This window comes from Deltaproteobacteria bacterium, assembly GCA_016709225.1.
GTDB lineage: Bacteria > Myxococcota_A > Polyangia > Nannocystales > Nannocystaceae > Xiheibacterium > Xiheibacterium phototrophicum.
In genome coordinates this window covers 3,072,132-3,097,316 of sequence record JADJEE010000012.1, presented here as the reverse complement: position 1 = coordinate 3,097,316, position 25,185 = coordinate 3,072,132, and the positions used below count along the sequence as shown (strand labels likewise).

The 25,185-nt window shown below is 70.2% G+C and carries 21 protein-coding genes; 10 read left to right on the top strand and 11 right to left on the bottom strand.

All coding sequences use genetic code 11. The features are described 5' to 3' along the window. The first annotated feature begins 18 nt into the window (after positions 1–18). The 4 genes from IPH07_37860 to IPH07_37845 all read left to right on the top strand — a co-directional run bounded on the left by IPH07_37860 (position 19) and on the right by IPH07_37845 (position 4,238). A complete protein-coding gene (locus tag IPH07_37860) occupies positions 19–1,428 on the top strand; it encodes an FAD-binding oxidoreductase (protein MBK6923217.1) in 1,410 nt (469 codons plus the stop codon). A 120-nt stretch (positions 1,429–1,548) separates the two neighbouring features. Next, positions 1,549–2,460 (top strand): hypothetical protein, encoded by a 912-nt coding sequence (locus IPH07_37855; GenBank protein MBK6923216.1) that lies wholly within the window; start codon positions 1,549–1,551, stop codon positions 2,458–2,460. A gap of 112 nt (positions 2,461–2,572) precedes the next feature. Next, positions 2,573–3,256, top strand: a complete 684-nt coding sequence (locus tag IPH07_37850) for a 2-hydroxychromene-2-carboxylate isomerase (protein ID MBK6923215.1) — start codon at positions 2,573–2,575, stop codon at positions 3,254–3,256. An 88-nt stretch (positions 3,257–3,344) separates the two neighbouring features. After that, positions 3,345–4,238: a fibro-slime domain-containing protein gene (locus IPH07_37845; GenBank protein MBK6923214.1), complete on the top strand. Its 894-nt coding sequence runs from the start codon at positions 3,345–3,347 to the stop codon at positions 4,236–4,238. A gap of 6 nt (positions 4,239–4,244) precedes the next feature. Here IPH07_37845 and IPH07_37840 read toward each other — a convergent pair whose 3' ends face one another. After that, on the bottom strand, positions 4,245–5,147 hold the full coding sequence (locus tag IPH07_37840) for a hypothetical protein (GenBank protein MBK6923213.1): 903 nt from the start codon (positions 5,145–5,147) through the stop codon (positions 4,245–4,247). A gap of 123 nt (positions 5,148–5,270) precedes the next feature. Between IPH07_37840 and IPH07_37835 the strand changes: the two genes are divergently transcribed. Then, a complete protein-coding gene (locus IPH07_37835) occupies positions 5,271–6,518 on the top strand; it encodes an EAL domain-containing protein (GenBank protein MBK6923212.1) in 1,248 nt (415 codons plus the stop codon). A 205-nt stretch (positions 6,519–6,723) separates the two neighbouring features. Here the strand turns inward: IPH07_37835 and IPH07_37830 are convergent, their stop codons facing one another. The 7 genes from IPH07_37830 to IPH07_37800 form a co-directional block, all read right to left on the bottom strand. Next, entirely contained in the window at positions 6,724–7,170 is a 447-nt protein-coding gene (locus tag IPH07_37830) for a chemotaxis protein CheX (protein MBK6923211.1), read from the bottom strand. A gap of 110 nt (positions 7,171–7,280) precedes the next feature. Further along, positions 7,281–8,369: a chemotaxis response regulator protein-glutamate methylesterase gene (locus IPH07_37825; protein MBK6923210.1), complete on the bottom strand. Its 1,089-nt coding sequence runs from the start codon at positions 8,367–8,369 to the stop codon at positions 7,281–7,283. Next, a complete protein-coding gene (locus tag IPH07_37820) occupies positions 8,366–9,205 on the bottom strand; it encodes a protein-glutamate O-methyltransferase CheR (protein MBK6923209.1) in 840 nt (279 codons plus the stop codon). The genes IPH07_37825 and IPH07_37820 overlap by 4 nt, the downstream gene beginning before the upstream one ends. A gap of 73 nt (positions 9,206–9,278) precedes the next feature. Beyond that, complete coding sequence (locus IPH07_37815) at positions 9,279–12,131, bottom strand: PAS domain-containing protein (GenBank protein ID MBK6923208.1); 2,853 nt, start codon at positions 12,129–12,131, stop codon at positions 9,279–9,281. After that, positions 12,103–12,576: a purine-binding chemotaxis protein CheW gene (locus IPH07_37810; protein ID MBK6923207.1), complete on the bottom strand. Its 474-nt coding sequence runs from the start codon at positions 12,574–12,576 to the stop codon at positions 12,103–12,105. Before IPH07_37810 ends, IPH07_37815 begins: the two co-directional genes overlap by 29 nt. Before the next feature lie 29 nt (positions 12,577–12,605). After that, positions 12,606–13,079, bottom strand: coding sequence for a chemotaxis protein CheD (locus IPH07_37805; GenBank protein ID MBK6923206.1), 474 nt, complete (start codon positions 13,077–13,079; stop codon positions 12,606–12,608). Further along, positions 13,076–14,893: a chemotaxis protein CheA gene (locus IPH07_37800; GenBank protein MBK6923205.1), complete on the bottom strand. Its 1,818-nt coding sequence runs from the start codon at positions 14,891–14,893 to the stop codon at positions 13,076–13,078. The genes IPH07_37805 and IPH07_37800 overlap by 4 nt, the downstream gene beginning before the upstream one ends. A gap of 85 nt (positions 14,894–14,978) precedes the next feature. On the opposite strand from IPH07_37800, the gene IPH07_37795 reads away from it, so the two are divergent. Together IPH07_37795 and IPH07_37790 are read left to right on the top strand one after the other, a co-directional pair. Beyond that, entirely contained in the window at positions 14,979–15,293 is a 315-nt protein-coding gene (locus tag IPH07_37795; GenBank protein MBK6923204.1) for a hypothetical protein, read from the top strand. 1,898 nt (positions 15,294–17,191) lie between these two features. Continuing rightward, entirely contained in the window at positions 17,192–19,213 is a 2,022-nt protein-coding gene (locus IPH07_37790; GenBank protein MBK6923203.1) for an NAD(P)/FAD-dependent oxidoreductase, read from the top strand. Here IPH07_37790 and IPH07_37785 read toward each other — a convergent pair. The 3 genes from IPH07_37785 to IPH07_37775 form a co-directional block, all read right to left on the bottom strand. Beyond that, a complete protein-coding gene (locus IPH07_37785) occupies positions 19,200–20,468 on the bottom strand; it encodes an FHA domain-containing protein (protein MBK6923202.1) in 1,269 nt (422 codons plus the stop codon). The genes IPH07_37790 and IPH07_37785 overlap by 14 nt on opposite strands. 198 nt (positions 20,469–20,666) lie before the next feature. Continuing rightward, entirely contained in the window at positions 20,667–21,635 is a 969-nt protein-coding gene (locus tag IPH07_37780; GenBank protein ID MBK6923201.1) for a divergent polysaccharide deacetylase family protein, read from the bottom strand. Positions 21,636–21,643: 8 nt separating this feature from the next. Then, positions 21,644–23,038 carry a S41 family peptidase gene (locus IPH07_37775; protein MBK6923200.1) on the bottom strand — a complete coding sequence of 465 codons (1,395 nt, stop codon included), beginning with the start codon at positions 23,036–23,038 and terminating at the stop codon, positions 21,644–21,646. 176 nt (positions 23,039–23,214) lie between these two features. Here IPH07_37775 and IPH07_37770 point away from each other — a divergent pair, with 176 nt between their 5' ends. From IPH07_37770 to IPH07_37760, 3 genes are read left to right on the top strand one after another with little or no spacing between them, the layout of a single operon-like run. Next, positions 23,215–23,850: an RNA polymerase sigma factor gene (locus IPH07_37770; GenBank protein ID MBK6923199.1), complete on the top strand. Its 636-nt coding sequence runs from the start codon at positions 23,215–23,217 to the stop codon at positions 23,848–23,850. Next, the gene (locus IPH07_37765; protein ID MBK6923198.1) at positions 23,847–24,812 is read left to right on the top strand and encodes a hypothetical protein; all 966 of its coding nucleotides are present in this window, start codon (positions 23,847–23,849) and stop codon (positions 24,810–24,812) included. The genes IPH07_37770 and IPH07_37765 overlap by 4 nt, the downstream gene beginning before the upstream one ends. Beyond that, positions 24,809–25,180, top strand: a complete 372-nt coding sequence (locus IPH07_37760; protein ID MBK6923197.1) for a hypothetical protein — start codon at positions 24,809–24,811, stop codon at positions 25,178–25,180. The genes IPH07_37765 and IPH07_37760 overlap by 4 nt, the downstream gene beginning before the upstream one ends. Positions 25,181–25,185 lie beyond the last annotated feature (5 nt).

The window sequence follows — 25,185 nt, the reverse complement described above, 5'->3', positions numbered from 1 at the left end:
ACACTGGCGAGCACGGCCATGAACCAGCCGAAGCGCGAACCCGAGGGTGAGCCCCGCGACGCCGCCGTGCTGCGCCTGCCGACGCGCGCGCCGGCCCTCGGCGCCACCGCCGGGCTCGAGGGCTGGGGGCGCCATCCCAAGATCGACGCGCGGACCTGCGAGAGCGACGACCTCGAGGCCGCGAGTCGCGACGCGATCCTCTCGCGTGGCCTCGGTCGCGCCTACGGCGACGCTGCGCTCCCGCCCGAGCAGGCAAGTCGCGCGGTGTTGGTCACGCCGCGGGCCGATCGCATCCTCGCGTTCGACGAACACACCGGGGTGCTGCGCGCGGAGGCCGGGCTCTCGCTCGGGGCCCTGCGCGAGATCTTCTTGCCGCGGAATTTCTTCTCGCCGGTGTCGACGGGCACGCGCTTCGTGACCCTGGGCGGCATGGTCGCCTCCGACGTCCACGGCAAGAACCACCACGTCGCGGGCTGCATCGGCCGACACCTACGCGCGCTGTCGATCCGCACCGGCGACGGCCGCGTGCTCGAGGCGACCCCCGAACAGCACGCCGATCTCTTCTACGCCGCGCAGGGCGGCATGGGTCTGATGGGTCACGTGCTCGAAGTCGAGCTGACGATGGCGCGTCTGCCCTCGCCGTGGATCTACGAAGAGACCCAACGCATCGGCAGTCTCGCCGGCGTGATCGAGGCGCTGCGCGAGGCGAGCGCGTCGTGGCCGATGACGGTCGCGTGGGTCGACACCTCCGCCAAGGGCGGCAAGGTCGGTCGCGGCATCGTCGGTCGCGGGCGCTGGGCGGAGCCCGATGAAGCGCCGCGCCAACCACCGCGCGTGAAGCCGACCATCGACCTGCCGTTCTCACTCCCCAGCGGCCTGGTCGGTCCCGCGACGATCGCGATCGCGAACGCAGCCTGGTACGCCAAGCACGGCTCGCGTCCGCGCAAGCACGTCGTGCACCCCGAGGCGTTCTACTGGCCGCTCGACGGCATCGGCTCGTGGAACCGCGCGTATGGCCGCCGCGGCTTCGCGCAGTACTCGTGCGTGCTGCCCGACGCGCAGCTCTACATCGAGTTCCTCGAGATCTTTCGTCGCAACGGAGGCTCCTCGTTCGTGACCGTCTTCAAGGACTGCGGCGACCAGGGCGAAGGCCCACTGTCGTTCCCGCTCCGCGGCACGTCGATCGCGCTCGACATCCCCCTGCGCGGTGTGGAGCAGATGCAGCGGCTGCACCGCGAGCTGAACGCCTACGTCATCGCCAACGGCGGTCGCATCTACCTCGCCAAGGACGCGTTCACGACCGCGGACGAGTTCGCACGCATGTATCCGCGCCTGCCGTCGTTCGTGCAGACCAAGCGCAAGTACGACCCCGAGGGTCGCATCGATTCTGCACAGGCGCGCAGGCTCGGCATCACCGGGCGCGATTGACGGCGACGCGCGCGGGCGCACCCAGCTGTCGTGATGCGGGCGCCAGGCGCTGGTCGTGGCCATTGCCCCCGCGCCGGGACGGATTCGCCGGTCGCCTCCCACTCACGGGGGAGAGACCCCATGACTCACTTCCAACGCATTGGCGCCCTGGTGCTCGTCGCAGGTACTGCGGCGTGCTTCGACCCCGACGACCGCGCGGCGACGACGACCGACGGCGCCGACGCATCGTCCGATGGCAGCGCGTCCTCGACCGCACCGGCCGAGAGCAGCAGCGAGGAGTCTGGCAGCGCCACGACGACGAGCACACCCGGCGACTCGAGCGGGTCGTCGACCGACACCGACAATGAGACCAGCGCCGCCGATCCGGTGTGTGGCAACGGCGTGCCCGAGCCCGGCGAAGCCTGCGATCTCGGCGAGGCGACCCCCGAGTGTTCGCTGCGCTGCACCGCCTGCGAGCCCCCGTCACCGACGAGCGTGCTCGACCAGCAGCTGACCGTGTGCGAGGGCGGTGCGTACTCCGACTGCCGGGACAGCTGGTCGATGGCGAACGGCCAGAGCGGCCTGCAGGGCGTGCGCGTCAGCCAGAGCGGCACGCTCGACAGCATCGCGTTGTACGTGGCGAACGAGGCGATCGCGACCACGGTCCACACCGTGCAGCTCGTCGACGGCGGCAACTCGCCACTCTTCCCGGTCGGTGCGACGACCGAGATGCTCGAGGCCGCCGTGGTCGCGACCGCGACCGCGACCGGCACGGCCGAGTTCGGGTGGGTCGACTTCGACTTCGCCGACGCGCAGGTACAGCTGGACCCCGATCGCGACTACTTCATCTGGCTGCGCATGCTGGCGCCGTTCCCCGACGACGCGAACCTGCGCCTGCGCTGGAACCTCTTCGCGTCGCCCGAGCTGACCGATCCCTACGCAGGTGGGCAGTCGTTCTTCTGCTCTCCCGGCGCGCCGTGCGACACGAACCTGTCGTACTGGGATTTTGCGTTCCGGCTGAGGTTGGTGCCGGATCCGCCGCTGTGCGAGTAGTCGGCGCATTCGTGGCTGGCCAGGATCGCCCCGCGTGCTCGCGCGCCCGAACGACCGACGTTCGCTGCGCCGATGGGGCGCACCGGCCGTGATCATGCGAGAGTGATCGGCCATGAGCGAGTCGGCCGACCCGAAGGCGTTGCAGTTCCTGTTCGACGTGATCTCGCCCTACGCTTACCTGGGTTGGCGACGAATCGGCGCGCTGGCGCAGCGGCACGCCCGGACGCTGGTGGCGACGCCAGTGTTGTTCGCGGCGATGCTCGATGCCCACGGCCAGAAGGGCCCGGCCGAGATCGGGCCCAAGCGGGTGTACACGTTCAAGCACGCCGTTCGACTCGCGGCCGAGCAGGGTGTGGTCCTGCGACCGCCGCACTCCCATCCGTTCAATCCGTTGCTCGGCCTGCGGATCGCCGGCCTGCCCGGCTCCGACGACGAGCGACATGCGATCATCGACGCCGTGTTCGCGGCGATCTGGGACGGCGGGCCCGGGTTCGAGCGACCCGACGAGCTTGCCCGCTGGTTGAGCGCGCGGGGACTGCCCGGCGATCGACTGGTCGCCGACGCGCAGACACCCGAGGCCAAGGCGCGCCTGCGAGATGCGACGGCACAGGCGCTCGAGCTCGGGGTGTTCGGCGTGCCGACCATCGTGGTCGATGGCGAGTTGTTCTGGGGGCAGGACTCGCTCGGTCACGTCGAGCGATTCCTGCGCGGAGAGGATGCGATCACGCCCGAGGTCCGCGCGATGTGGGCCGAGGTGCCGATCGGGATCGTTCGACCCGGCGCGGCAACTCGTTGACGTGTTCGGTGCGCGCAGCTTGCCGCGCTGCGCTTGGGGCCACTGGGCCCGATTGACAGCGACTCGCGCGGCGCGCCAAGCTGTTGTGATGCGGGCGTCGGTGCTGGTCGGGGCCATCGCTGCGGCGTGTGGCGGCGCGGCTGCCCAGCCGGCCGGCAGCAGCAGCAGCAGCGGTGCCGACACGCACGTCGCGTCGTTCGGCGACGACACCCGCGGCGAGACCTCGGGGACTGCCCCGACGGCGTCCGCGACCTCTGCGACCGCCAGCGACACGACCGCGTCGAGTGACGGCGGCACCGCGAGCAGCGACGGCTCGGGCGCGACGGGGAGCTCGGGTGACAGCGGCAGCTCCGGTGGCAGCGACACCGGCGCGATGAGCTGCGCGACGATCCCCGCGGTCGTCCACGATCTGCTGGCGGAGCACCCCGACATGACGGGGGACTTCGGCGGCTCGGTCGTGCTCCCGGGCCTGCTGTTGCCGACGCTGGACGACGAAGGCCTGCCCGTGCTCGATCCCGACTATGCCGGCGATCCCGCGATCACCGACGCGAGCACGTTCTTCCAGTGGTACCACGACGACGACACCGCCAACGTCCGTCTGGATGTGGACCTCGGTGTCGTCGCGGCGGCGGATGGACTGCTCGCGTTCGAGGGGCTGCAGTACTTTCCGATCGACGACCAAGGCTTCGGCAACGAAACTCTCGCGCACAACTATCACTTCGCGACCCACGTCCACACACCGTTCATCGCCCAAGCTGGTGCGACGCTCGACTTCGGTGGCGACGACGACGTCTGGATCTTCATCGACGGCAACCTCGCCGTCGACCTCGGTGGGCGTCACGGGAATCTCTCGGACAGCATCGGGCTCGATGACCTCGGGCTCGTGCCCGACACCCGCCACACGCTCGACATCTTCCATGCCGAGCGTGGCCCGATGAACTCGGTGCTCACCTTCACGGTCCCCGGCGCGTGCGCGCTGTAGCGGGGGTCAGCCCGTCGCCCACGTCACTGCGGCGAGCAACAACGTGATCGCGTCGGGCTGCAGCGTGCCGCTGCCGGCGTTGCACATCGGCAGGCCCACGCGGCGCGCGGGCGCGAGACTGCCGTCCTCGAGCACGTCGCCGACCTCGTAGGCGAGCAGGGTCGCCTTGGCGGGATTGCCTGGCCGCTGCGCGATCACGGTCGCGGTGGTGGTCTGCGCCCAGTTGATGCGCCCGACCCCGCCGTAGAGCACCACGGTGCCGTCGAGCCCCGCGGCGAGCTCGTGCTCGGGCGCGATGATCTCGATGTCGACCGCCGACTCGTCGAGACCGGAGCTGCCGAAACCCATGTCGTCGAACAACCCGTACTCCCAGACCACGACGGGCACGTCGACCAGCTCGAACTCGTCGAGGATGTCCGACGAATCGGAGACCGCCGAGAGCAGCACCGCGCAGTAGCCAGTGGCGTCATCGGCGATCACCTGATCGTCGAGCGCGTAGGTGATCTCATGGCCAGCTGCCGAGAGCGCGTCGTACAACGACTGGTCGGTGGTGCCGGCGGGTCCGTCGACGTTGCTGACCCACAGCAGGCCGCTGCACGTCGGCTGCGCGCCACTGCTCGACGAGCCTTCGCCGCCGGAGTCGGAGCCGACTGCACCGCTCGAGTCGCTCGCCGCCGCCGTCGAGGTCGGGGTCTCGGTTGGGTCCGACGACCCCGTCGATGTGCCGCTGGCCCCGCTGGCACTGTGGCCGCCGTCGCCGGTCGACGCCGCGGTGGATCCCCCATCGCCCGTGCCCGCGAGTGTCGTCGCGCTGCTCGAACCACCGACACCACCGTCACCATGGCCACTGGAATCGAACTGACAGGCCGACAGGGCCAGCCCGAGCAGGCAACCGCACGACGTTCGCATCGTCTCCCAGGCTAGCATCGCCGCGGTGCCGAGAGCGGCGAGTGCCCGTTGGGCCGCAGCGACCCCCGGAGAGTCCCCGGGTCACACCGGCGCCCGCCAGCCACGGCCCGAAGAAGACCGCCGTTGCGAGGGTTCAGATCCGGCGCGCAGCGGGTATGCTCGACAACCGTCGCGACTCGAACCATGCAGGCGCCCAGCAACACCGCCCAACAAGTGACGTCGACCGGCGTCGTCCTCGTCGTCGACGACGAGCAGGATCTACGGCACGCGGTCGCCACGGCGTTGGGCCGGCACGGCATGCGAGCCGTGCCTGCCGCGAGCGTGGCCGAAGCCCTCCGTGTGGTCGAAGCCGGCGGCGTCGATGCCGTGGTGTCGGACATCGCGATGCCCGGGCGCGACGGCCTCGACCTCCTGCGGGAGGTCCGCAAGCACGATCTCGATCTGCCGGTCGTGCTCATGACCGGCGCACCGGATCTGCACAGCGCGATCGCGGCGGTCGAGCTCGGCGCGCTGCGCTACATCACCAAGCCGTTCGAGACGCGCGAGCTGGTCGACATCGTGCGCCGCGCCACTTCACTGTATCGACTCGCGCGAGCCAAGCGTGAGGTCATGACGCTCATGGGCACGCAGGTCGGTGAGGGCTCCGATCGCATCGGGCTCACCACCAGCTTCGATCGCGCGCTCGCAGGCCTGTGGATGGCGTACCAGCCAATCCTCAGCAGTGACGGCACCGTGTTCGGCTACGAGGCGCTGCTGCGCAGCGACGAGCCCGCGCTGCCGCATCCGGGCGCGATCATCGACGCCGCCATGCGATTGCATCGGCTGCCGCAGCTCACCGAGACCATCCGTCAGCACGTCGAGCGTGATCTCGCCGAGGCCACCACCGACTGGACCTTCTTCCTGAACCTGCATCCCCACGACCTGCTGGATCCGGCGCTGTCCGGCACCAAGGTGGACCCCTTCGCGAACTTCCGACAGCCGCTCGTGCTCGAGATCACCGAGCGCGAAGCACTCGACACCATCGAAGGCGTGACCGAGCGCGTCGATACCCTGCGGGGCTTCGGCCACAGCATCGCGATCGACGATCTCGGCGCTGGCTATGCCGGGCTGTCCAGCTTCCTCCACCTGCGCCCTGAGGTCGTGAAGCTCGACATGGGCCTCACGCGGAGCATCGATGGCGACCCCTCGCGCAAGCGTCTGGTGGCAGCGATGATCTCGATGTGCCACGAGCTCGGCGCCAAGGTCGTGGCCGAGGGCGTCGAGACCATCGCCGAGCGTGACGTACTGGTGCAGCTCGGTGCCGACCTGCTGCAGGGGTTCTTGTTCGCCCGTCCGGCGCGCCCGTTCGTGCTGCCGCGCTGGCCGACCTGACCACAAGTACCTCGACACAGCGATTGTGATGGGTCAGAACGCCGTCATGGCCGCGACTCCGCAAGGCGCCGCGCCGCCGGAATACCGGGCGTATTTCAAGGTGCGGCAACGCAGCGAGGCGCGGTCAGGGCGGTGTTATGGCCCGTCACTATCGCTGTGTCGAGGTACTAGGGCGCTGGGGCGCGGGCGAGCAAGCCCCCGCGGTTCAGGCCGCGCGCTCGACCACCGTCACGCGCAGGTGCTCGCTGCTGGCGCCGAAGTCGAGCTCGCGGACGACCTTCGCCCCCGGCACCCGCACGCGGTAGTTCCGGCCTTCGACGACGGTCGGCAGCGACAGCGAGCACACCGGCGGCAGCATGCTCTTGAAGTTGCCGCCGATCATGTTCACGAGCTCGCCGAGCGCGTCGTTGACATCGTCCTCGCCGACGGCGCTCTCGTCGATGCCGAACATCGCAGTCGCCAGTCGGGTCGCGAGCGGACGCGCGCACGCGACGATCACGGCGCCATCCCAGTTGCCGGTGATTCCCACCAACGACGACGCGGTCTCGGCCTCGGGCGGCAGCTTTGCGGTGTTGTCCACGGTGACTCCGAGCGTCGCGTCGAAGACGAGCGACACGATCGAGGAGATGTCGTCATTGGTGATTTCGAGCATGTGTCACCGAAGCGAAGGCGGGCTCGCTCTCGTTGGCGATGGCATCGACGATCGCGGCGCGACATTTGAGCGGGCACTGTGTCCCCTTTTGGGGCGACGCGCCCGCGCACTCATGCGACGCGCTCGGAGGTCGCGCGTTGGCGCCGCGGCAGGCGGGCGACGATCTCCGCGGCCATGTCGTCGATGCCGACCTGACGCTCCGAAGCGCCTTGCTGCCACGCCTCGCGCGGCATGCCGTAGACCACGCTGGTGGCCTCGTCTTGCGACAGCGTCCGTGCGCCGGCGCGGCGCATCTCGAGCAGACCGTCGGCGCCATCGCGGCCCATGCCCGTCAGCAGCACGCCGACGGCGGCACGACCGACCGAGGCCGCGACGCTGGCGAACAACACGTCGACCGAGGGCGCGTGTCCCGAGACCTTGGGGCCGGGACGCACGCGGATCGCAAAGTGATCGCCTGCTCGCACGACCGCGCACTGCAGCTCGCCAGGCGCGACGTAGACGGTGCCGCCGAGGATGGGCTCGCCGTCGTGGGCCTCGACCACCCGCAGGCGGAGCTCTTGGTTCAGTCGGTCGGCATACATCGACGTGAAGCCGGCGGGCATGTGCTGCACCACGACCACGCCGGGCACGTCGAGGGGCAGGTGCGCCAGCACTCGCCGCGTCGCGTCGGTACCACCGGTCGAGGCCCCGATCGCGATGATGCTCGGGCTCGGTGGCGCAACCATCTTGTTGCCGGCGCCGCCGTTGTGCGCCGGAATCATCGCGCGCTTCCATGCGCTCACGTTGGCGGTCGCGGCGATCCGGACCTTGGTGCGTAGCTCGTCGAGCATCCGCGCCATGTCGCCGGGCCGATCAGCCTGGGCCTTGAGCACCACATCGACCGCGCCAGCGGCGAGCGACGCCAGTGCCAGATCACCGCCGGCGGTGGTCAACCCGCTGACCATGACGACCGGCAGCGGGTACTGCGGCATCAGCCGACGCAGGAAGTCGACGCCGTTCATGCGCGGCATCTCGACGTCGAGCGTCATCACCTGCGGCCGCTTCGAGACGATCAGATCGCGCGCCTCGTAGGCGTCGGCGGCGGTCGCGACCACGTCGAACATGGGATCGGCCGCGAGGCCGTCGGACAACAGTCGTCGCATGAGCGACGAGTCGTCCACCACCAGCACGCGAATTGGCGCCTTCGGGTCGCGACTCATGGCTTGCGGAACACCCCCGGCCGCACGGACTGGAAGTAGGTCTGATCGGGCGGCAGCGACTCGGCGGCGCCGATGAAGATGTACGCGCCCGAGCGCATGCACGCCGACAGGCGCCCCATCAGCGCCTGCTTGGTCGGCATGTCGAAGTAGATCATGACGTTGCGAATGAACACGACGTCGAACGGCTGCTTGAAGGGGAAGCGCGCGTTCATCAGGTTGAAGCGCCGGAACGTCACTTCGCTGCGCAGCTTCGGTACGACCTGCCAGCGACCATCGGTGGTCTGCACGAAGTAGCGCTGACGCAGGCGTTCGGGGAGTCGTCGCACATCCTCGTTGTCGTACACGCCCTCGCGGGCGCGCTCGAGCACGCCGGTGCTGATATCGGTCGCGAGCAGGCCCGCATCCCAGGCGGGGTACTCGCTGCCGAGCGTCTCCATGAGCAGCGCCCCGAGCGTATATGGCTCCTGCCCCGCCGAGCTAGCCGCGCACCACATCCGCAGGCACTTCTGCCCCGCACGGCGGCGGGCTTCGATCATCGTGGGCAGCGCGGTCTGTACCAAGTAGTCGAAGTGATCGGCCTCGCGCCAGAAGAACGTGTGGTTGGTCGACAAGCGGTCGACCAGCTCGCTGCGCAGCTTGCCGCTGGTATCGGCACGTACCTTGGCGATGTAATCGCCGTAGCTCTGCAGTCCCTCGCGCGCGAGCACCGGCTGCAGCCGTCCGACCACCAGCGACTGCTTGCTGCCGTCGAGGGAGATGCCGCACGCGTCGAGCACATACGCCCGCAGTTGGTCGAAGTCGTTGCGGTCCAGGGGAGTGAATGCGGCTACGGCCATGGTGGTGCAGTTCCTCGTGGTAGGAGGACGCCGGGGGCGGACGCTGGCCCGCACCCCGGCGTCCAAGGTGGCGCTAGTACTTGCCGAACTCGTCGTCGTCGAGCGCGATGACGCTGGCCGCACGCGGCGAGCCGTAGTCGCTACCGACCGCACGCGGCATCGGTGCGGGTGCAGCCTCTGGCGCAGTGTTGGCGGCGCGCGAGCGCATGTACTGCTCGAGTAGTGCCATCAGCTCGGGCGGCAGGTCGGCGGGCAGCCCAGACCCGGTGGCGGTGGTGAGGGCCTGCAGGCGGAAGCGACCGAGCCGCTCTTCGAGCTCGCGGGCCTGGCGGGACAGGTCCTGCGACGCAGCGGCGCTCTCCTCGGCGCTCGCCGTGTTGGTCTGTGTGACCTTGTCGATCTGCGAGATGCCTTCATTGACATCGCCGATGCCGCGCGCCTGTTGATTGCTCGCCGACGCGATGTCGGTGACCAGCGCGGTCACCTTGGCCACACCGTCGACGATCTCGGTGAGCGCCTGCGCAGTTTGCTCGGCGATCGAGGTGCCCTGATTCACCTTCTCGAGCGAGTTCTCGATCATCTCGGTGGTTTCCTTCGCCGCCTTCGCGGAGCGGCCCGCGAGGCTGCGGACCTCCTCTGCGACCACCGCGAAGCCCTTGCCGTGGACACCGGCGCGAGCGGCCTCGACGGCAGCGTTCAGCGCCAACAGGTTGGTCTGGAACGCGATGTCGTCGATGACCTTGATGATCTTGCGGATGCTCTGGCTGGCTTGATCGATCTCTCGCATCGCGCCGACCATCGCCCGCATCATCTCGTCGCCGCGGACCGCGGTCTCGCGGGCCGTGGTCGAGAGCCCGCTCGCCACACCGGCATTCTCGGCGTTGCGTTTGGTCTGCTCGGTGATGCGCTGCATGGTCGCGGTGATCTCCTGCAACGAGGCCGCCTGCTCGGTGGCGCCCTGGGAGAGCGCCTGTGCGGTGTCGGAGACCTCGCGGCTGCCCGCGGCGACCGAGCGAGAGACCGTGCGGACCTTGCCGAGGGTGTCGTTGAGCGCGTCGAGCGTTGCGTTGAGGGCGTTCTTCGCCAGCGCGTGGTCGCCGGCGAACTCGCCGCGGATGTAGGCCGTGAGGTCGCCCTGCGCGACCTGATCGAGGTGCTCCTTGAGCGTGCCGATCGGCGCGACCACCTCGTCGATAATCTCGTTGATCGACTGCATCATCGGCCGGTACGCTTCGGTCAGCTCGCCGACGCGACCGCGCACGGAGAGGTCGCCGTTCTTGCAGGCCTCGAACACCCGCGTGACCTCGCGGCGATAGACCGCGCGATCATTGTAGTCGCGCCACTCCACCGCCGAGCCCAGCCGTCGGCCGCTGGCATCGGTCAGCGCACACGCAGTGATGCCGAACTCGAGGCTCCCGACCTTGATCTCGGCCGCAAACGGCAGGCGAGAGGCATCGCCCAGCAGCGCACGCTGGTGCGCCGGATTGCGGTGGAAGATGTCGATGCAGGTACCCTTGATGTTGTCGACCGAGAAGCCGGTGAAGTGCTGCCGCAGGTCAGCCTCGTACTTGCGCAGCATCGTCAGCAGCGCCGGGTTGGCGTAGGTGATGCGCAGATCGTTGTCGACAATCATGAAGTACGACTGCGCGGCCTCGATCATGGACTTGAGCCGATCGCCGGTCTCGGCGCGCGACCGAATCTCGGTCACGTCCTGCCACTCGAGACAGTGCCCGATGAACTCGCCGGCCTTGGACCTGACGGCCGTCACGTACAGCTCGAACACCAGGTTCTCGACGCGGATGTCGGCGCGGTGCGGCAGCCGCGACGGATCGTCGAGGATGTTGCGGACGCGGCGCGGGTCGGCGTGGAAGCCGTCGATGCAGGTACCCACGAGCTTCTCGGGGTCGAAGCCCGGGAACGCGCGCCGCAGCGTGGTCACATGGCTGCGCAGCAGCCCCAGCGTGGCCTCGTTGGCGTAGGTGACGACGAAGTTGCGATCGATCATCACGATCGCAGTACCGGCGCCTTCGACCGCGGCGTGCATGCGGGCCTGCTGGTGGACCTCGGCGTCGGCCGGTGCCGCACTGAATACCGCGACTGCGCCGATCGGCTCCCCGCTGGCGTCGAACTGCGGCGAGACCCGCATCTCGATCGAATGCACGGTGCCATCGGCGTGCGTGATCTGATCGCGGGCTGTCGTCGGCACGCCGGTGTCGAGTGCGGCGTCGAGCGCGGTCGAGCGGCGCTGTCCGCCGAGGCCGAACCACGCGCGCTTGCCCACGACCTCGCGCACGGAGCGACCAGTCAGCTCCTCGGCGGCGGTGTTCCATTGCCGCACCACGCCGTTGCCGTCGACGCCGATCACGGCCACCGGCAGCACCTCGAACGCATCGGCGGCGGTGACCGACGCAGCGGTCGGCACCATCGCGGCAGCGCGCGGTCGCGACGACGCCGGTGCCTCTTCGGGCTTCGACGCGCCCTCGATCATGAGCTCGGCGATCAGCCCGAGCGCCGTGGACCAAGCCTTGCCGGCGCTCGGCGTCCAGGCCTTGCCGGCGAAGTCCTCGAGCGTGCCCAGCATCGCGTCGGCGACCGCGTGGTAGTGGTCGGGCTCGGCCCCGTAGGCGACGTGGCGTCGACCGAGCTCGCGCAGCTTCGGCGCGAGCACCTCGGGTCGGCGCAGGTTCGCCACCACCAGCTGCAGGCTCGCAATGAGATGGCGACGCTGGGTGGCCGGCTCCACGCCGTCGAACAACGGCTCGACCTCGGGATGTGCGGCAAACAGGCGCTCGTAGAAGCGGGTGACGATCTCGTCGGCGCGCGGCGCGAGCTTGGCGAAGGTGGACTCGATGATGCGGATCTGGGTGTCGCTGAGCGTGGGCATGGTGGAACTCCTTCTAGGCGGCGACACCGGGTTCGGTGCCATAGAGCAGCTTGTGGGCGTCGAGCAGTAGCTTCACGTGGTCGCCGACCTTGCCGACGCCACTCATGAACCCGCCACTGTTCGGACCGATGGACGGGGGTGGTTCGATGTCGACCTCGGCGATGTCGATCACCTCGGAGACGGTGTCGACCACGAGACCGATGTCGGTATCGCGGACGTGAATCACGATGATGCACGTCCGTGCGTCGTAATCGCGGGCACTCATGCCGAAGCGCGCTCGCACGTCCATCACGGGGATGACCTTGCCGCGCAGGTTGATGATGCCGCGCACGTAGTCGGGCACATCGGGCACGCGTGTGATCGCGTGCATCCCGATGATCTCGGTGACGTGCCGGATGTCGAGCCCGTACGATTCACCGTCGATGAGGAAAGTCAGGAACTTTCCCCCCGCGGCTTCGTCGGATTCTTCGGTGGGGTCGAGGGACATGGGGACTCCTGCAGCGCGTAGCTGCGGTGTTAGAGCTGTCGGGGAGCGCGATCGGGACACGTAACCTGGATGCCGGCACGATCGACCACGACCGTGCGCGACCACTGCCCACCGAGATCTTCGACGGTGGGGGTGATGCCGAAGCGACGCAGCGCCTTGCGGGCGGCCTCGCTGTTGCGCTCACCGATGTTGAACACGCTGCTGGTGTTGCCGCCGGGGCGGCCGCCGCCGACCAGTGCCACGTGCATGGGCCCCATCCGGGGGCCGCTGCCGTTGCGCATCATGTCGGTGAGCAGCAAGGGCACGGCGATGTCGGCGTAGTAGCCGGACGGCTTGCTGTCGGCTTGGTCGTCGGCCTCGGGCAGGACGACGTGCGCGAGCGCGAACACCGATCGCACCCGATCGACGAGCACGATGGCCACGCACGAGCCCAGCGAGAGCGTGCGAACGCCCTCTTGCTCACCCCGCACGACGGCGTACTCGCCGATGCCGACCGTCTTCATGCGGCCTCCCGTCGCGTGCCGCTCTGCGCGTTGAAGAGCTGGCGAATGTCCACGATGAGACAGATCTCGCCGGAGCCGAGCACCGCGCAGCCGGAGACGCCGCGCATGCCCGCGATATACGGATCGAGCGGCTTGATCACGATCTGCCGCTGCCCGAGCAGCGAGTCCACACGCAGACCGCAGACCTCGTTGCCGTGCTCGACGATCGCCACCAGGCCGTCGGTCGGGGGACGATCTCGTCCCAGGCCGAAGATGGCCTCCAGCCCGATCACAGGCAGGATGCGCCCACGGATGCGGATCATCCGCGAGCCATCGGGCAGCAGCGTCACCGACTCGGATGCAACGCTGACCGACTCGCGCAGCGACAGCACGGGTAGGCCGAACAGACAGTCCGCCACCCGCACGAGCATGACGTCGATGATGGCGAGGGTCAGTGGCAGGCGGATCGAGACGGTGGTCCCGCGGCCGACCTCGCTGGCGATCTCGACGCGGCCCCGCAGGCCCTCGATGTTGTGCTTCACGACGTCCATGCCGACACCGCGGCCCGACACGCCGGTGACCTTCTCGGCGGTGCTGAAGCCGGGGCGGAACACGAACTGCAGCAGCGCCTCGTCGCTGATGGCTTGCTCGGGCGTGAGCCAGCCGAGCGACTCCGCCTTCGCTCGCATGCGCGCGGGATCGATACCTCGGCCGTCGTCGCTGACCGAGATCCACACCTCGCCACCCTGGTGGCGAGCGTGCAGTCGCAGCGTGCTCTGGGCGGGCTTGCCCGCGGCGATGCGAGCGTCGGAGCTCTCGATGCCGTGGTCCAAGGCATTGCGGACGATGTGGACCAGCGGGTCCGCGATGCCCTCGAGCACCGACTTGTCGACCTCGGTCTCCTCGCCATCGGCGACGAACTCGACACGCTTGCCGAGCTTGATGCGGAGATCCCGGACGACGCGGTTGAGCTTGTTGACGATCCCGGCCATCGGCACCATCCGCATGGCCATCGCCGCGTCGTGGAGGCCCGAGGTCACGCGCATCAGCTGCGACGACGCGGCGGCGAAGCGATCGACCTCCAGCCGCGCAGCATCGGGGCTCTGCACCACCGCCGACACCGCCGAGATCAGCTCACCGACCTGGTTGAGCAGCGCGTCGAGCTTGCCGGTGTCGACGCGCACGAACGACGCCTCGCGGCCGGCCTTGGCCTCTTCTGCGTTGGCAGCCGCAACGCTCTCCTTGGGGGGCGCACCCGCCTCGCCCGATGGGGCAGCGGTCGGTCCCGCTGCCAGCGAGGCGGCGATGCGTCGTTGCTCCTCCAGCGACGCTGCGACCGCGACCTCCTCGACCATCCCGAGGTTCACCAACAGCTCGCCGAGTGGGCGACGCTGGAAGTCGACCAGATCCTGCACGGCCTTCGACTCGACCGCGCCGCTGGCCACCAACAGCTCGCCAAGCCTCGGCACGGTCCCGCGGGGGTTCGCGGCCGCCAGCTCCGTCTGCAGCCGCTCGACCACCTGCGTTCGCTCCGGGATCGACCCACCCCGCTCGAGATCCATGAGCGAGCCGCGGATCGCATCCACCGCGGTGAGCACCGCCGAGATCAGCCCCTGCTGCGGCGCGAAGGTGTGCTTGCGCAGCCCGTCGAGGATGTCCTCCGCTCGATGGGCCACGGCCTCGATGTCGGGCAAGCCCAGACAGCCAGCGTTTCCTTTCACGCTGTGCATCGCCCGGAACGCCTCGTTGAGGATCGCGTCGCTGCAGTCGTTCTCGACGTTGAGCAGCAGCCGCTCGAGCGTCTCGAGCTGATCGGTGGCTTCCTCCGCGAACATCTCGACGATCTCGGCGGTGGCCTGACCGCCAACCGACGCGTCGCGGGGGTCAACTGGGGAGGCTTCCGTTGTCGGTTCGTCCGCCATGCTGCTCGAAGCCCTCATCGGGCATGCGTGGTTTTCATGTAGTCGCGTGCGAACGCGGCAAGCTGCGACAGGCGTTGGACACGACGACGCGCAGGGTTCTGGCGGCCGGCACGCGCGCTCGGGCGCAAACCATCGACGAGTGTTCAAAACGCCGTTCGACTTTCAGCAACCAATGTTCTTCGCTGGTGCCGCGCACGTCGTGATGCGTGGGTGCGGCGAAATGATTGCGGGCGCGCGACGAAGCGAGCGACGTCCGCGGCCCAACAAAGTCTTCTACAACGCGACGAGCATCCCCGCGCACGACGAAACGTGACCGTGCCGCACGCTCCGTTACTCGTGGTGTCTGGAACGCAGTCTCGATGGCAGCAAACTCGGTTCCACGATGCTGCTAGCATCGGGCGGTGCCCGCAGCTCCGCGCACACGAGTGCTCGCGATCGTGCTCGCTACGTCGGCGGCGAGCTGTGGTCGCACGCGCGACGCCGAGCATGCGAACGTCGAGGCATCGCCTGCCGTCGCGACGCCGCCGTCGATCGCGGGCGCCGACGCCGTCGCGACCATCCGCCGCGACGGCAATCACCTCCGCGACGAGCCCAGCCCCTACCTGCAGCACCACGCACACAACCCCATCGACTGGTACCCGTGGGGCCCCGAAGCGCTCGCGAAGGCCAAGCTCGAGGGCAAGCCGATCTTCCTGTCGATCGGGTACTCGACCTGCCACTGGTGCCACGTGATGGCCCGCGAGAGCTTCGACGACGACGAGATCGCGGCGTTCCTCAACCGCCACTTCGTCGCCATCAAGGTCGATCGCGAGCAACGCCCGGACGTGGACGCGCTCTACCTCGCGGCGGTGGCCGCCCAGGGCGGGCCGACGGGCTGGCCGCTCAACGTCTTCCTCACGCCCTCCCTGACGCCCATCGTCGGCGGCACGTACTTCCCCGCCCGCGGCAGCGCCGAGCGCCCCGGGTTCTTCGAGCTGGCGCAGCGGGTCCAGCAGGGCTTCGCCACCCACGGTGAGGCCACCGCACGCGATGGCGCGCAAGTGCTCGCGGCCCTCGCCCGCGAGCGCGGTGACGGCAGCGCGGCGATCGATCTCGAGCTCGCGTTCGCCCAGCTCGCCCGCGAGCGCGACGAGGTCCGCGGCGGCTTCGGTCGCCGGCAGAAGTTCCCCAACGCACCGCTGCTCCTGGCCGAGCTGCGCCGCGCGAGCCTGGGCGATGGCACCGACACGCCCGCGGCCCGCGACCACCTCGCGACGACACTCGAGCGCATGGCCGACGGGGGGCTACGCGACCACGTCGCGGGCAGCTTCCATCGCTACACGGTCGACGCCGACTGGGGTGTGCCGCACTTCGAGAAGACCCTCTACGACAACGCCCAGCTGGCGCTGCTCTACCTCGAGGCGGGTACGCGCTTCGGTCGTGACGACTGGCGCGACATCGCCCGCTCGATCCTCGACGATCTCATCGCGCAGTGGCGCACCGACCGAGATGTGTTCGTGGTCGGCTTCGATGCCGACGACGCGGGCGGTGAAGGCACCTTCTACACGTGGACATCGGCCGAGCTCGAGGCTGCGCTCGGGCCGGAGCGAGGGGCCGTGGTTGCGCGATCCTGGCGGGTCGACACCGACGACGCCGCCCGCGTCGACGGCCGCTCGGTGCTGCAGCGCAGCGGCACGGCCAGCGCCGAGCACGTCGCGATCGCGATCGCGGCGCTCCCGGAGCTCGCCGCCGCACGAAGCACGCGCCCCGCACCCGCCCGCGACGACAAGGTGATCGTGGCCTGGAACGCGCTGGCGATCGCGGCGCTCGCCGAGGGCGCGCGGGTGCTCGACGAGCCGCGCTACCTCGAGGCCGCGAAGGCTGCGACGGTGCGACTGCGGCAGTGCTGCATGCACGGCGATCGAGTGCTCCGCGGGGTGCGGGGTGATGCATCCCTGGGTGAGGGCCAGCTCGACGATCACGCGATGCTGGCGTGGGCGTTGCTGCGGCTCCACGCGGCGTCGGGGGAGCCGGAGCCGCTGCGCCTCGCCCACGCGCTCGCACTCGCCGTGCGGCGGGACTTCTGGGATCCGACGCGCGCCGGCCTGCGACGCCGTGCCGACCTCGACGACCTCCCGGTCGCGACGCTCGACATGGACGACGGCGCGATGCCCTCGGGTGGCGCCGTTGCGGTGGCGAGCTGGCTCGAGCTGGGGCTGTTGCTCGGCGATGATGGGCTCTACGAAAGCGCCACCACGGCGCTGCAGCGCTGGAGCTCACGTGCGCAGTCACAGCCCTCGTCGAGCGGGTTCCTGCTCGCGACCGCGGTCGCGGCCACGCGTCTGCGCGAGGTGGTGGTCGCAGGCGACGACGACGACGCGACGCGGGCGCTGCTCGCCGCGGTGCGTGAGCCCGTCGGCACGCGTTTCGTGCTCGCGCGCATCCCGGCCGACGGCGTCACCGGAGACGACGCCGCGGCTTGGCCGGCGCTGGTCGGCAAGCGCGCCCTCGCCGGCCCCGCGACCGCGTTCGTCTGCGAACGCGGCAGCTGCAGCGCGCCCACCAACGACCCCGCACGACTGCGAGCGCAGCTCGCCGCAAGCTTCGCCGCACCGCCGCCGACGCGGTGATCGAGCGCGGCACCGGCGGAGTCGCTGCGATCGCGCGCTTTGGGGTAGCGTGGCCGCCGTGACGCGAGACTTCGACGCCATCGTGATCGGCTCGGGCCCCAATGGCCTGGCCGCGGCCTGTGCGCTCGCACGGGCCGGCGCTCGCGTGGCCGTGCTCGAGGCCAACGCGCGGCGCTTCGGCGGCGCCGTGGGTTCCGAGCGCGGCGAGGACTGCGGCACCCGCCCGGGCTTCGTGCACGACGTCGGCGCGGCGTTCTTCCCGTGGGGCGCACTCAGCCCAGCCTTCACCGCACTGCGCCTCGACGAGTTCGGCCTGCGCTGGCGCGGTGCGGAGATCGAGAGCTGCCACCCGGCACCCGACGGCACGTTCGCGTGCATCACCCGCGATCACGACCGCACCGCGACGATGTTCGGTAGCCCACGCGACGGCGATCGCTTCCGCGAGGTCGCGCGGTGGTACGGCAGCATCGAGCCGCACGTGATCGGCTTCTTGATGAAGACCTTCCCGGCGGTGGGGCCGATGTTGCGGCTGCTGCCCGTCCACCTGCTGCGCCTCGCCGGCGTGTTCCTCTCGCGCGGGCGCTCGCTGGCCGAGCGATGGTTCGAGAGCGAGGCGGCACGACGGGTGCTGCCCGGGCTCGCGCTGCACGTCGACGTCGGCCCCGACGACATGTTCGGCGCGGCGCTGGGCTTCATGCTGGGGATGACGGCGACGACCGGCGGCTACGTGGTGCCCGAGGGTGGCGCGCAGTCCATCGCCGACGCGATGGTGCGGCACGCCGAGCACCATGGCGCGTGGTTTCGACTCGGCGCCCGCGCCTCGCGGGTGATCGTCCGCGACGGCAACGCCTGCGGGGTCGTGCTCGCCGACGGTACCGAGATCGGTGCGCGCGTCGTGCTCGCCGACACCGACGTCGCGCGCCTCATGCTCGACCTCGTCGAACGCGAGTACGTACCTGGTCGCATGGTCGAGTTCCTACAGCGGTATCCCCGGGGCTGGGGCACCTTCAAGGTCGACTGGGCGCTGTCGAAGCCGGTGCCGTGGTCGTGCGAGCCGGCGCGTCGCAGCGCGGTCGTGCACGCCGGCGACAGCCTCGATGATCTCTCGCGCTTCACCGCCCAGGTGCGCCGCGGCGAGCTGCCCGACAACCCCTACCTCGTGATCGGACAGCAGAGCCTCTGCGACGAGCGACGTGCGCCCGCGGGCCAACACACGCTGTGGGCCTACTCGCGGGTCCCGCCGCAGCCGAGCGGGGGCTGGGCCGCCCACGCCGAGGCGTTCGCCGATCGCATCGACGCGCGCATCGAGGCGCTCGCGCCCGGCTTCCGCAGCCACGTCATCGCGCGTCGCGTCGTCGCGCCGCCGGATCTCGAGGCGATGGACGCCAACCTCGTGGGTGGCGATCTCGGCGGTGGCTCGAACGCGTGGCACCGCCAGCTGCTGTTCCGCCCGCTGTTCCCGTGGTTTCGCTATCGCATGCCGGTGCGCGGGCTCTATCTGTGCTCGAGCTACGCCCACCCCGGCGCCGGCGTCCACGGCATGTGCGGCTGGAACGCGGCGGAGCAGGCGCTCGGCGAGCTGCAGCGCGCCGCGTCGACGGGTCGGCGCGTCAGTCGAGCGTGATGCCCTTGGAGCGGCAGATCTCCAGCGCTTGCTGGTAGTACTCGCTGCTCTTCGACACCTTGGCGAGCGCCTTGCTGGCCTTGCCCTTGTCGCCCATGCGGCACGCGGCGTTGGTCATCAAGAACGCGGCGCGACTGGAGGCCTTGGACTTGTACGCCTTGCTGGCGAGTTCGTAGCCCTGCGCGGCGTTGTTCTTGAAGATCGCCTTGCCGGCCTCGAGCAGCAGCGCCTCGACATCGACCTCGGGGGTCGGCGCGGGCGGGGTCGGCTTGGGCGGCGTCGACGTGGTCGGCGGTGGCTTCTTCGGCGTCGGCGCGGGCGTCGGTCGATCCGGCCGCGGCTTGCTGGTCGGGTTGGGCTTGGCGACCGGATCGTCGTCGGGGACCTCGACCGGCTCCTCGCCCGTGTCGGGATCGACAGACGGGTCTGGCGTGGGGTCGACCTTCGCGTCGGTGGTGGGCGCCGGCGTCGGATCGGGCGTCGGATCCGGCGCTGGATCGGGCGTCGGATCCGGCGGCGCGACCTCGGGGGTCGCCTTGCTGTCCGGCTTCGCAGCGTCGCCGCCCTGATCGACCTTGGTGGGTACCGACTTGCCGACGTCCTTGCTGCCATCGGCAACGGTGGTGGCGTTGGCGGTGGCACCACCATCGGGCCGCGAGATCATCCAGAAGCCGAGCAGCGCGATCGCACCGACGGCGACCAAGCCGATCGCCAGCGTCGCGCCGCTGCGGCGCTGCGCCGGTTCACTGCTGGCGACCACGCCCGGTCGCGAGATCGGCATCTGACCGGAGTCGAGCGGCATCGCGGCCGCGGCCGCACCCGGCTGCGCGGGGTGCTGACCCGACGACAGCGCTGCGATCTCGGCGGGCGACAGTCTGGGCAGGTTGGTGCTCGAGCTGACGAGCATCGGCTCGACGTCGTTCGCAGCGCGTGCACGGTCGTAGTTCAACGAGCGGCGATCGACATCCTCGGTGAGCGCGAGGTGATAGTCGCCGATCTGGACGACGTCACCCTCCTGCAGCACCGCGCGTCCGCTCGCGACGCGCCCGTTCACCTTCACACCGTTGTAGCTGCCGAGATCCTCGAGCACCCAGCTCTCGCCCTCGGGCGTCAGCTTCGCGTGGCGGCGCGAGACGTTCTTCTCGGTCAGCTGGATCGTGTTGCCCTGCTGCCGACCGATGGTCACGACTTCTTGCCCGAGGGGCACGATGGTCGTGCTTCCCTCGTCGTCCTCGATGATGAGGCGCAAGGCCATCAAGACCCTGAGATTAAGAACCCATCGCAAACCGTGTCAAGCCGCCGGTCGAGCAATCACATGGAGCCCGCCTCGTCGACGCGTCTCGTCGCCCTGCTGCCTCGTGAGGGCGGCGGCAGGCCGGCGGCGGTCCGCCGGCCGTTCGGCTGGTGGCGCGGGAAATCGCGCTCGCCCCTTCCGTCGAGGGTGGGCGCGCCATCACTCTCGATGCGCTGTACCCGACGCCGCAGATCCCGCGAGCGCGCCGTCATGGGCCAACAGCTCGGACACGGGATAGATGGTCACGCCCGCGGCATGGAGTTCGGGGAGGCGTCGACGCAACACGTCGACCAGGGCCGGCGACGGGTGACCGATCGCCACGGTCGGACGCTCGCGGGCCGACCGCGCCGCCGCCACGAGTTGCGCCTCGATTGCAGCGGGGCTCGGATCGTCGTCGAGGAACACCCGCCGTGGCATGCTCGGCACCCCGGCCGCGACCGCAGCGGCCTCGGCCTGCGTGGCCGCGCTGGTGCGCGAGTCCACGAAGAACAGACCGCGGGCAGCGAGGACCGGCATCAGCGCATCCATCGCGCCTCGCTCGGCGCTCAGCCGCGAGCCCATGTGGTTGTTGACACCGATCGCGGCGGGGACCCGCGCGAGCGCCCGCTCGAGCTTGCCGGTGAGTTCGTCGGGAGCGTCCTCGACCCGCAGGAACTCCTCTTGCGCGTCCGCGCCCGCATGCATCATCGATTCGTCGAGCGGCTCCATCGGCAGATGCAGCATGATCTCGCGGTAGCGACGACGATCGGCGCGCAGGCGCAGCTGTACGCCGGGCGCGAACACGGCCCCGGGCAGCACGCTGAACGTGAGGTGGTAGCGCAGCGCCAGTAGCTGCTCGAAGAGGTGCAGCTCGCGACCGACGTCGTCGATGACGATCGCGAGGTGGCCCTCGGCGTCGTGCCACGGGCGGTCGAAGTCACCCCGCTCGCGCTGCCAGGCGCGGGTGTCCGCGACCAGCCGATCGAGGCTGCGCTGGATCGCCGCGATCTCGTCGGCGTCCATTGCCGGCGGGTCCGGCGGGGCCGGTGCGACCGCGAAGCCGACGCACGCCAGCGCCACCCAGGCGACGAGGCCCAGGTGGGCGCGGCTGCGGGCCGGGCGCTCGCTCGCGATCACACGACCACCCACGCGCCCGGTCAGCGTCGCCGACGCGGACGCACGCGATCCCACGCGATGAGGTGTTGCACCGCCACCCGCAGCTGCAGGTCGTCGGCGACCGCCCGAACCGCGGGACTCTCGTCGTCCATCGAGGGCACGTTGCGGCCGAAGTCCTCCGGCCGCAGGTGTCGTGGGGTCTCGCGCTCGGGCTCGATCTCGGGCCGCGAGTCGCCCAGCGGCGGCAGGTTGTCCTTGCCGACGCCGACGTGGACGTCGGGTGTGATTCCGCTGGCCTGGATCAGCCGATCGTCGGGGGTGTAGTAGAGCGCGGTGGTGAGCTTGAGCAGACTGCCGTCGTCGAGCTCGAACGGCGCTTGCACGGATCCCTTGCCGTAGGTGCGCTCGCCGACGATGAGCGCGCGTCCATGGTCCTGCAGCGCGCCGGCGACGATCTCCGACGCGCTCGCCGAGGCCTTGTTGACCAGCACCACCAGCGGCAGGTCGGTGACGGTGCCGGGTCGTAGCGCGCGGGCCTCGTCGATCACCGTGCCCCGACGCCCGCGCGTCCGCACGATCACGCCGTCGGCGACGAACAGGTCGACGATGCGGATGGCCTCGTCGAGCAGGCCACCGCCGTTGTCGCGCAGGTCGAGCACGACGCCGCGCAGGCCGGCCTTGGTGTCCTTGCCGCGGCCCTTGTCCGGTCCGGCGGCGGCCAATTCGCGGCCGAGGCGGGCGACCGCATCGTGCATCTCGCGACCCGCGTTGTCGGAGAACTCCCGCAGGCGCAGCACCGCGATGCCTTCGCCGAGCACACGGACCTCGACCGCCGGCGGATCGATGATCTCGCGCATCAGCGTGACGGTGCGGAGGATCCCGCGCGTGCGATCCTCGATCGTCACCTTGATCGTCGTGCCGGGCTCACCGCGGATCGTCGTGATCGCGCGCTGCAGGTCGGGGAACTGCGCGATCGAGCGACCATCCACCTTGGTGATGCGATTGCCGACGGTGACGTCGGCATCGTCGGCCGGGCTGTCGGGGATCACGTCGCGCACGTCGAGGAAGCGCGTGCCATCGGGATCGCGGCCGAGCACCACCACCATGCCGACGCCGCCGAAGACCCCCTCGATGTCTTCGCGGAGCAGTCGCGCCTCCGCGGGCACGAGGAAGTTCGAGTGCGGATCGAGCTCGCTGACCAGCCCGCGGATCGCCGCATAGACCAGCTGCTCGCCGTCGACCGGCCGCACGTAGTGCTGCTCGATGATCGACAGCGCACGCGCGAACATGTCGAGCTTCACGTAGCGGGAGTGGGCTGCCGGGGCCGGCGCGGGCGCCAACAGGGCCGCGGTCGCGGGGCCCAGACTGGCGCCGATGGCGATCCCCACTGCCATGCAGGCGGCCCCGAACCCCAGCCAGCGAACGCGAGCGAGCATGGTGCTTCGGAGCCTCGCCGGCGGTGGCAGATGACGCAAGCGTGCGCGCAGTTGGCCGTTGGATCACCCGATTCGGGCCGATACCGCGCGCACCGAGGCGGGCCGGGGCGCGCAGCTGTAACGTTGGTGAGCCAGATCGGACCAACCATCCTGACCCGTCGGTCCGCCACCGCCCCATGAGCTCGCCCAACCTCCGACTGCTGCCCGGCGACGCGCCGCGTCCGAGCGGGGGCGCGCCCGATCCCGACGAGGCACTGGTCGCGCGGGCGACCGCGGGCGACATGGCCGCGTGGGCGAAGCTCTACGAGCGCCACTTCGCGGGCGTGCTGCGCCACATCTGCTTCTTGAGCGGCGACGCCAGCATCGGCGAGGACCTCGCGCAGGAGGTATTCGCGCGTGCGCTGGCGGGCCTCGATCGCTTCGGACAGCGCTCGGCGTTCTCGACGTGGGTCCACGGCATCGCCGTCAACACCGTCCGCAAGCACCGTGAGTCCCAGGCTCGCGCCGTGCGGGTGCGCGAGCGGGCGGCTCGCATCGCCGCGATCACCGGCCCCGACGACGACCTCGATCGTCGCAGCCTGCAGCAGGCGCGCGTGCAGGTGCTCTACCAGATCCTCGACCGTCTGCCGCTGCACCTGCGCGAGGCCTTCGTGCTGCGTGATCTGCTCGGCGTGCCGGTGCGCGAGGCCGCAGCCCAGCTCGACGTCAGTGAGGAGAACGTCCGCGTGCGTGCCCATCGTGCCCGTGCGCGCGTGCACGATGAGCTGGTTGCCGCCGGTTGGATCGATGCCTCGCCCAAGGAGGATCGATGAGGCCGCCGTGCACCCTTGCCGAGTTCCTCGACTCGGTGCAGCTCGGCCTCGACGAGGCGCGTCGAGCGACGCAGGCGTTGCCCGACGTGGTCGACGTGGTCACGCGGGCGCGCGCGCTGGCACCGAACGCAGTGCCGGCCGAGTGGCTGGCGCGGGCGAAGGCGCTGCCGGTCGCCGAACCACCGGGCACCACGCCAGCCGTCGAAGGCGGCTTGGGCTTCTTCCTCGGCGAGGTGCGCCGCCAGCTCGATGATCAGGTGCGCGCGGGTGTGACCGAACGCCGCGGCGGCCGCAGCGGGCGCGCTCGCCTCCAGCACTGGCTCGTCGCCGCGATCGCAGTCGCGGCAGTGGTCGTCGCGAGCCTCGGCATCGCGCACTACGTCGCCGAGCCCGTGAGCCTCGATGCACGACCCAGCGCCGCCGAGCAGCTCTCTGCGACGCGCCCCGACGAGGGCACGCCAGTGCTGCCGCGGGCGATCGAGCCCGCGCCGCGGGTTCCGGCCGAGCTGCCGGACACCACCGCCCCGCTGCCATCGAATCCCGCCACGCCGCCCAAGCTGCAGCGCCCGGCTCGACTCCCGCCCGCGCCGCTCCACGGCGAGGCCTCGCTCGAGGCGCTCGAACGCGAGGCCCAGCGCCTGTGGGCCGCCGGTGATCTCGCGGGCGCCCGCGATCGCTTCGAGCGCATCGCTTCGAAGGGCGGCCGCACCGAGATCGCCGAGCTCGCGCTGGGCGATCTCATCTCGCTGGCGATGCGCAGTCGCGACCGCACGCGGCTGCGCATGGCGTGGGCGCGCTACGTGCAGCGTTTCCCCCGCGGTCGCTACGCCGACGACGCGCGTGCCGGGCTGTGCCGGACCAACGCCGCCGTCGACCGGCCCGCGTGCTGGCGCGAGTACCTCGCGGACTTTGCGTCGGGGGCCCATCGGAGCGAAGCTCGTTCGGCCATCGAGACCCCGTGAGCGACCCACGACCCCAGCGTCTCGCCTCGCCGCTGCGATTGCTGTTCGCGGCGGTCATCGGCGTGTCGGTCGGCTGTGTGACCGACTTCGTGGCCGACGACGCCGCCGACACGCTGTGCACGGGCGAGCAGATCGATTGCGACGGAGTCTGCATCGAGCCCGAGACCAACGACAACTGTGGCGACTGCGGCGTCGCGTGTGCCCCCGAGGAGCACTGCCACGACCGCGTGTGCGCGTGCGATGGCGGCCTGCATCGCTGCGACGGGACCTGCGTCGACTTCGCGACCGATCCGCAGCACTGTGGCGAGTGTGATCACCCCTGCGGCGCTGCGCAGGAGTGCGTGGCGAACCTCTGCGTGAGCATGTAACGTCC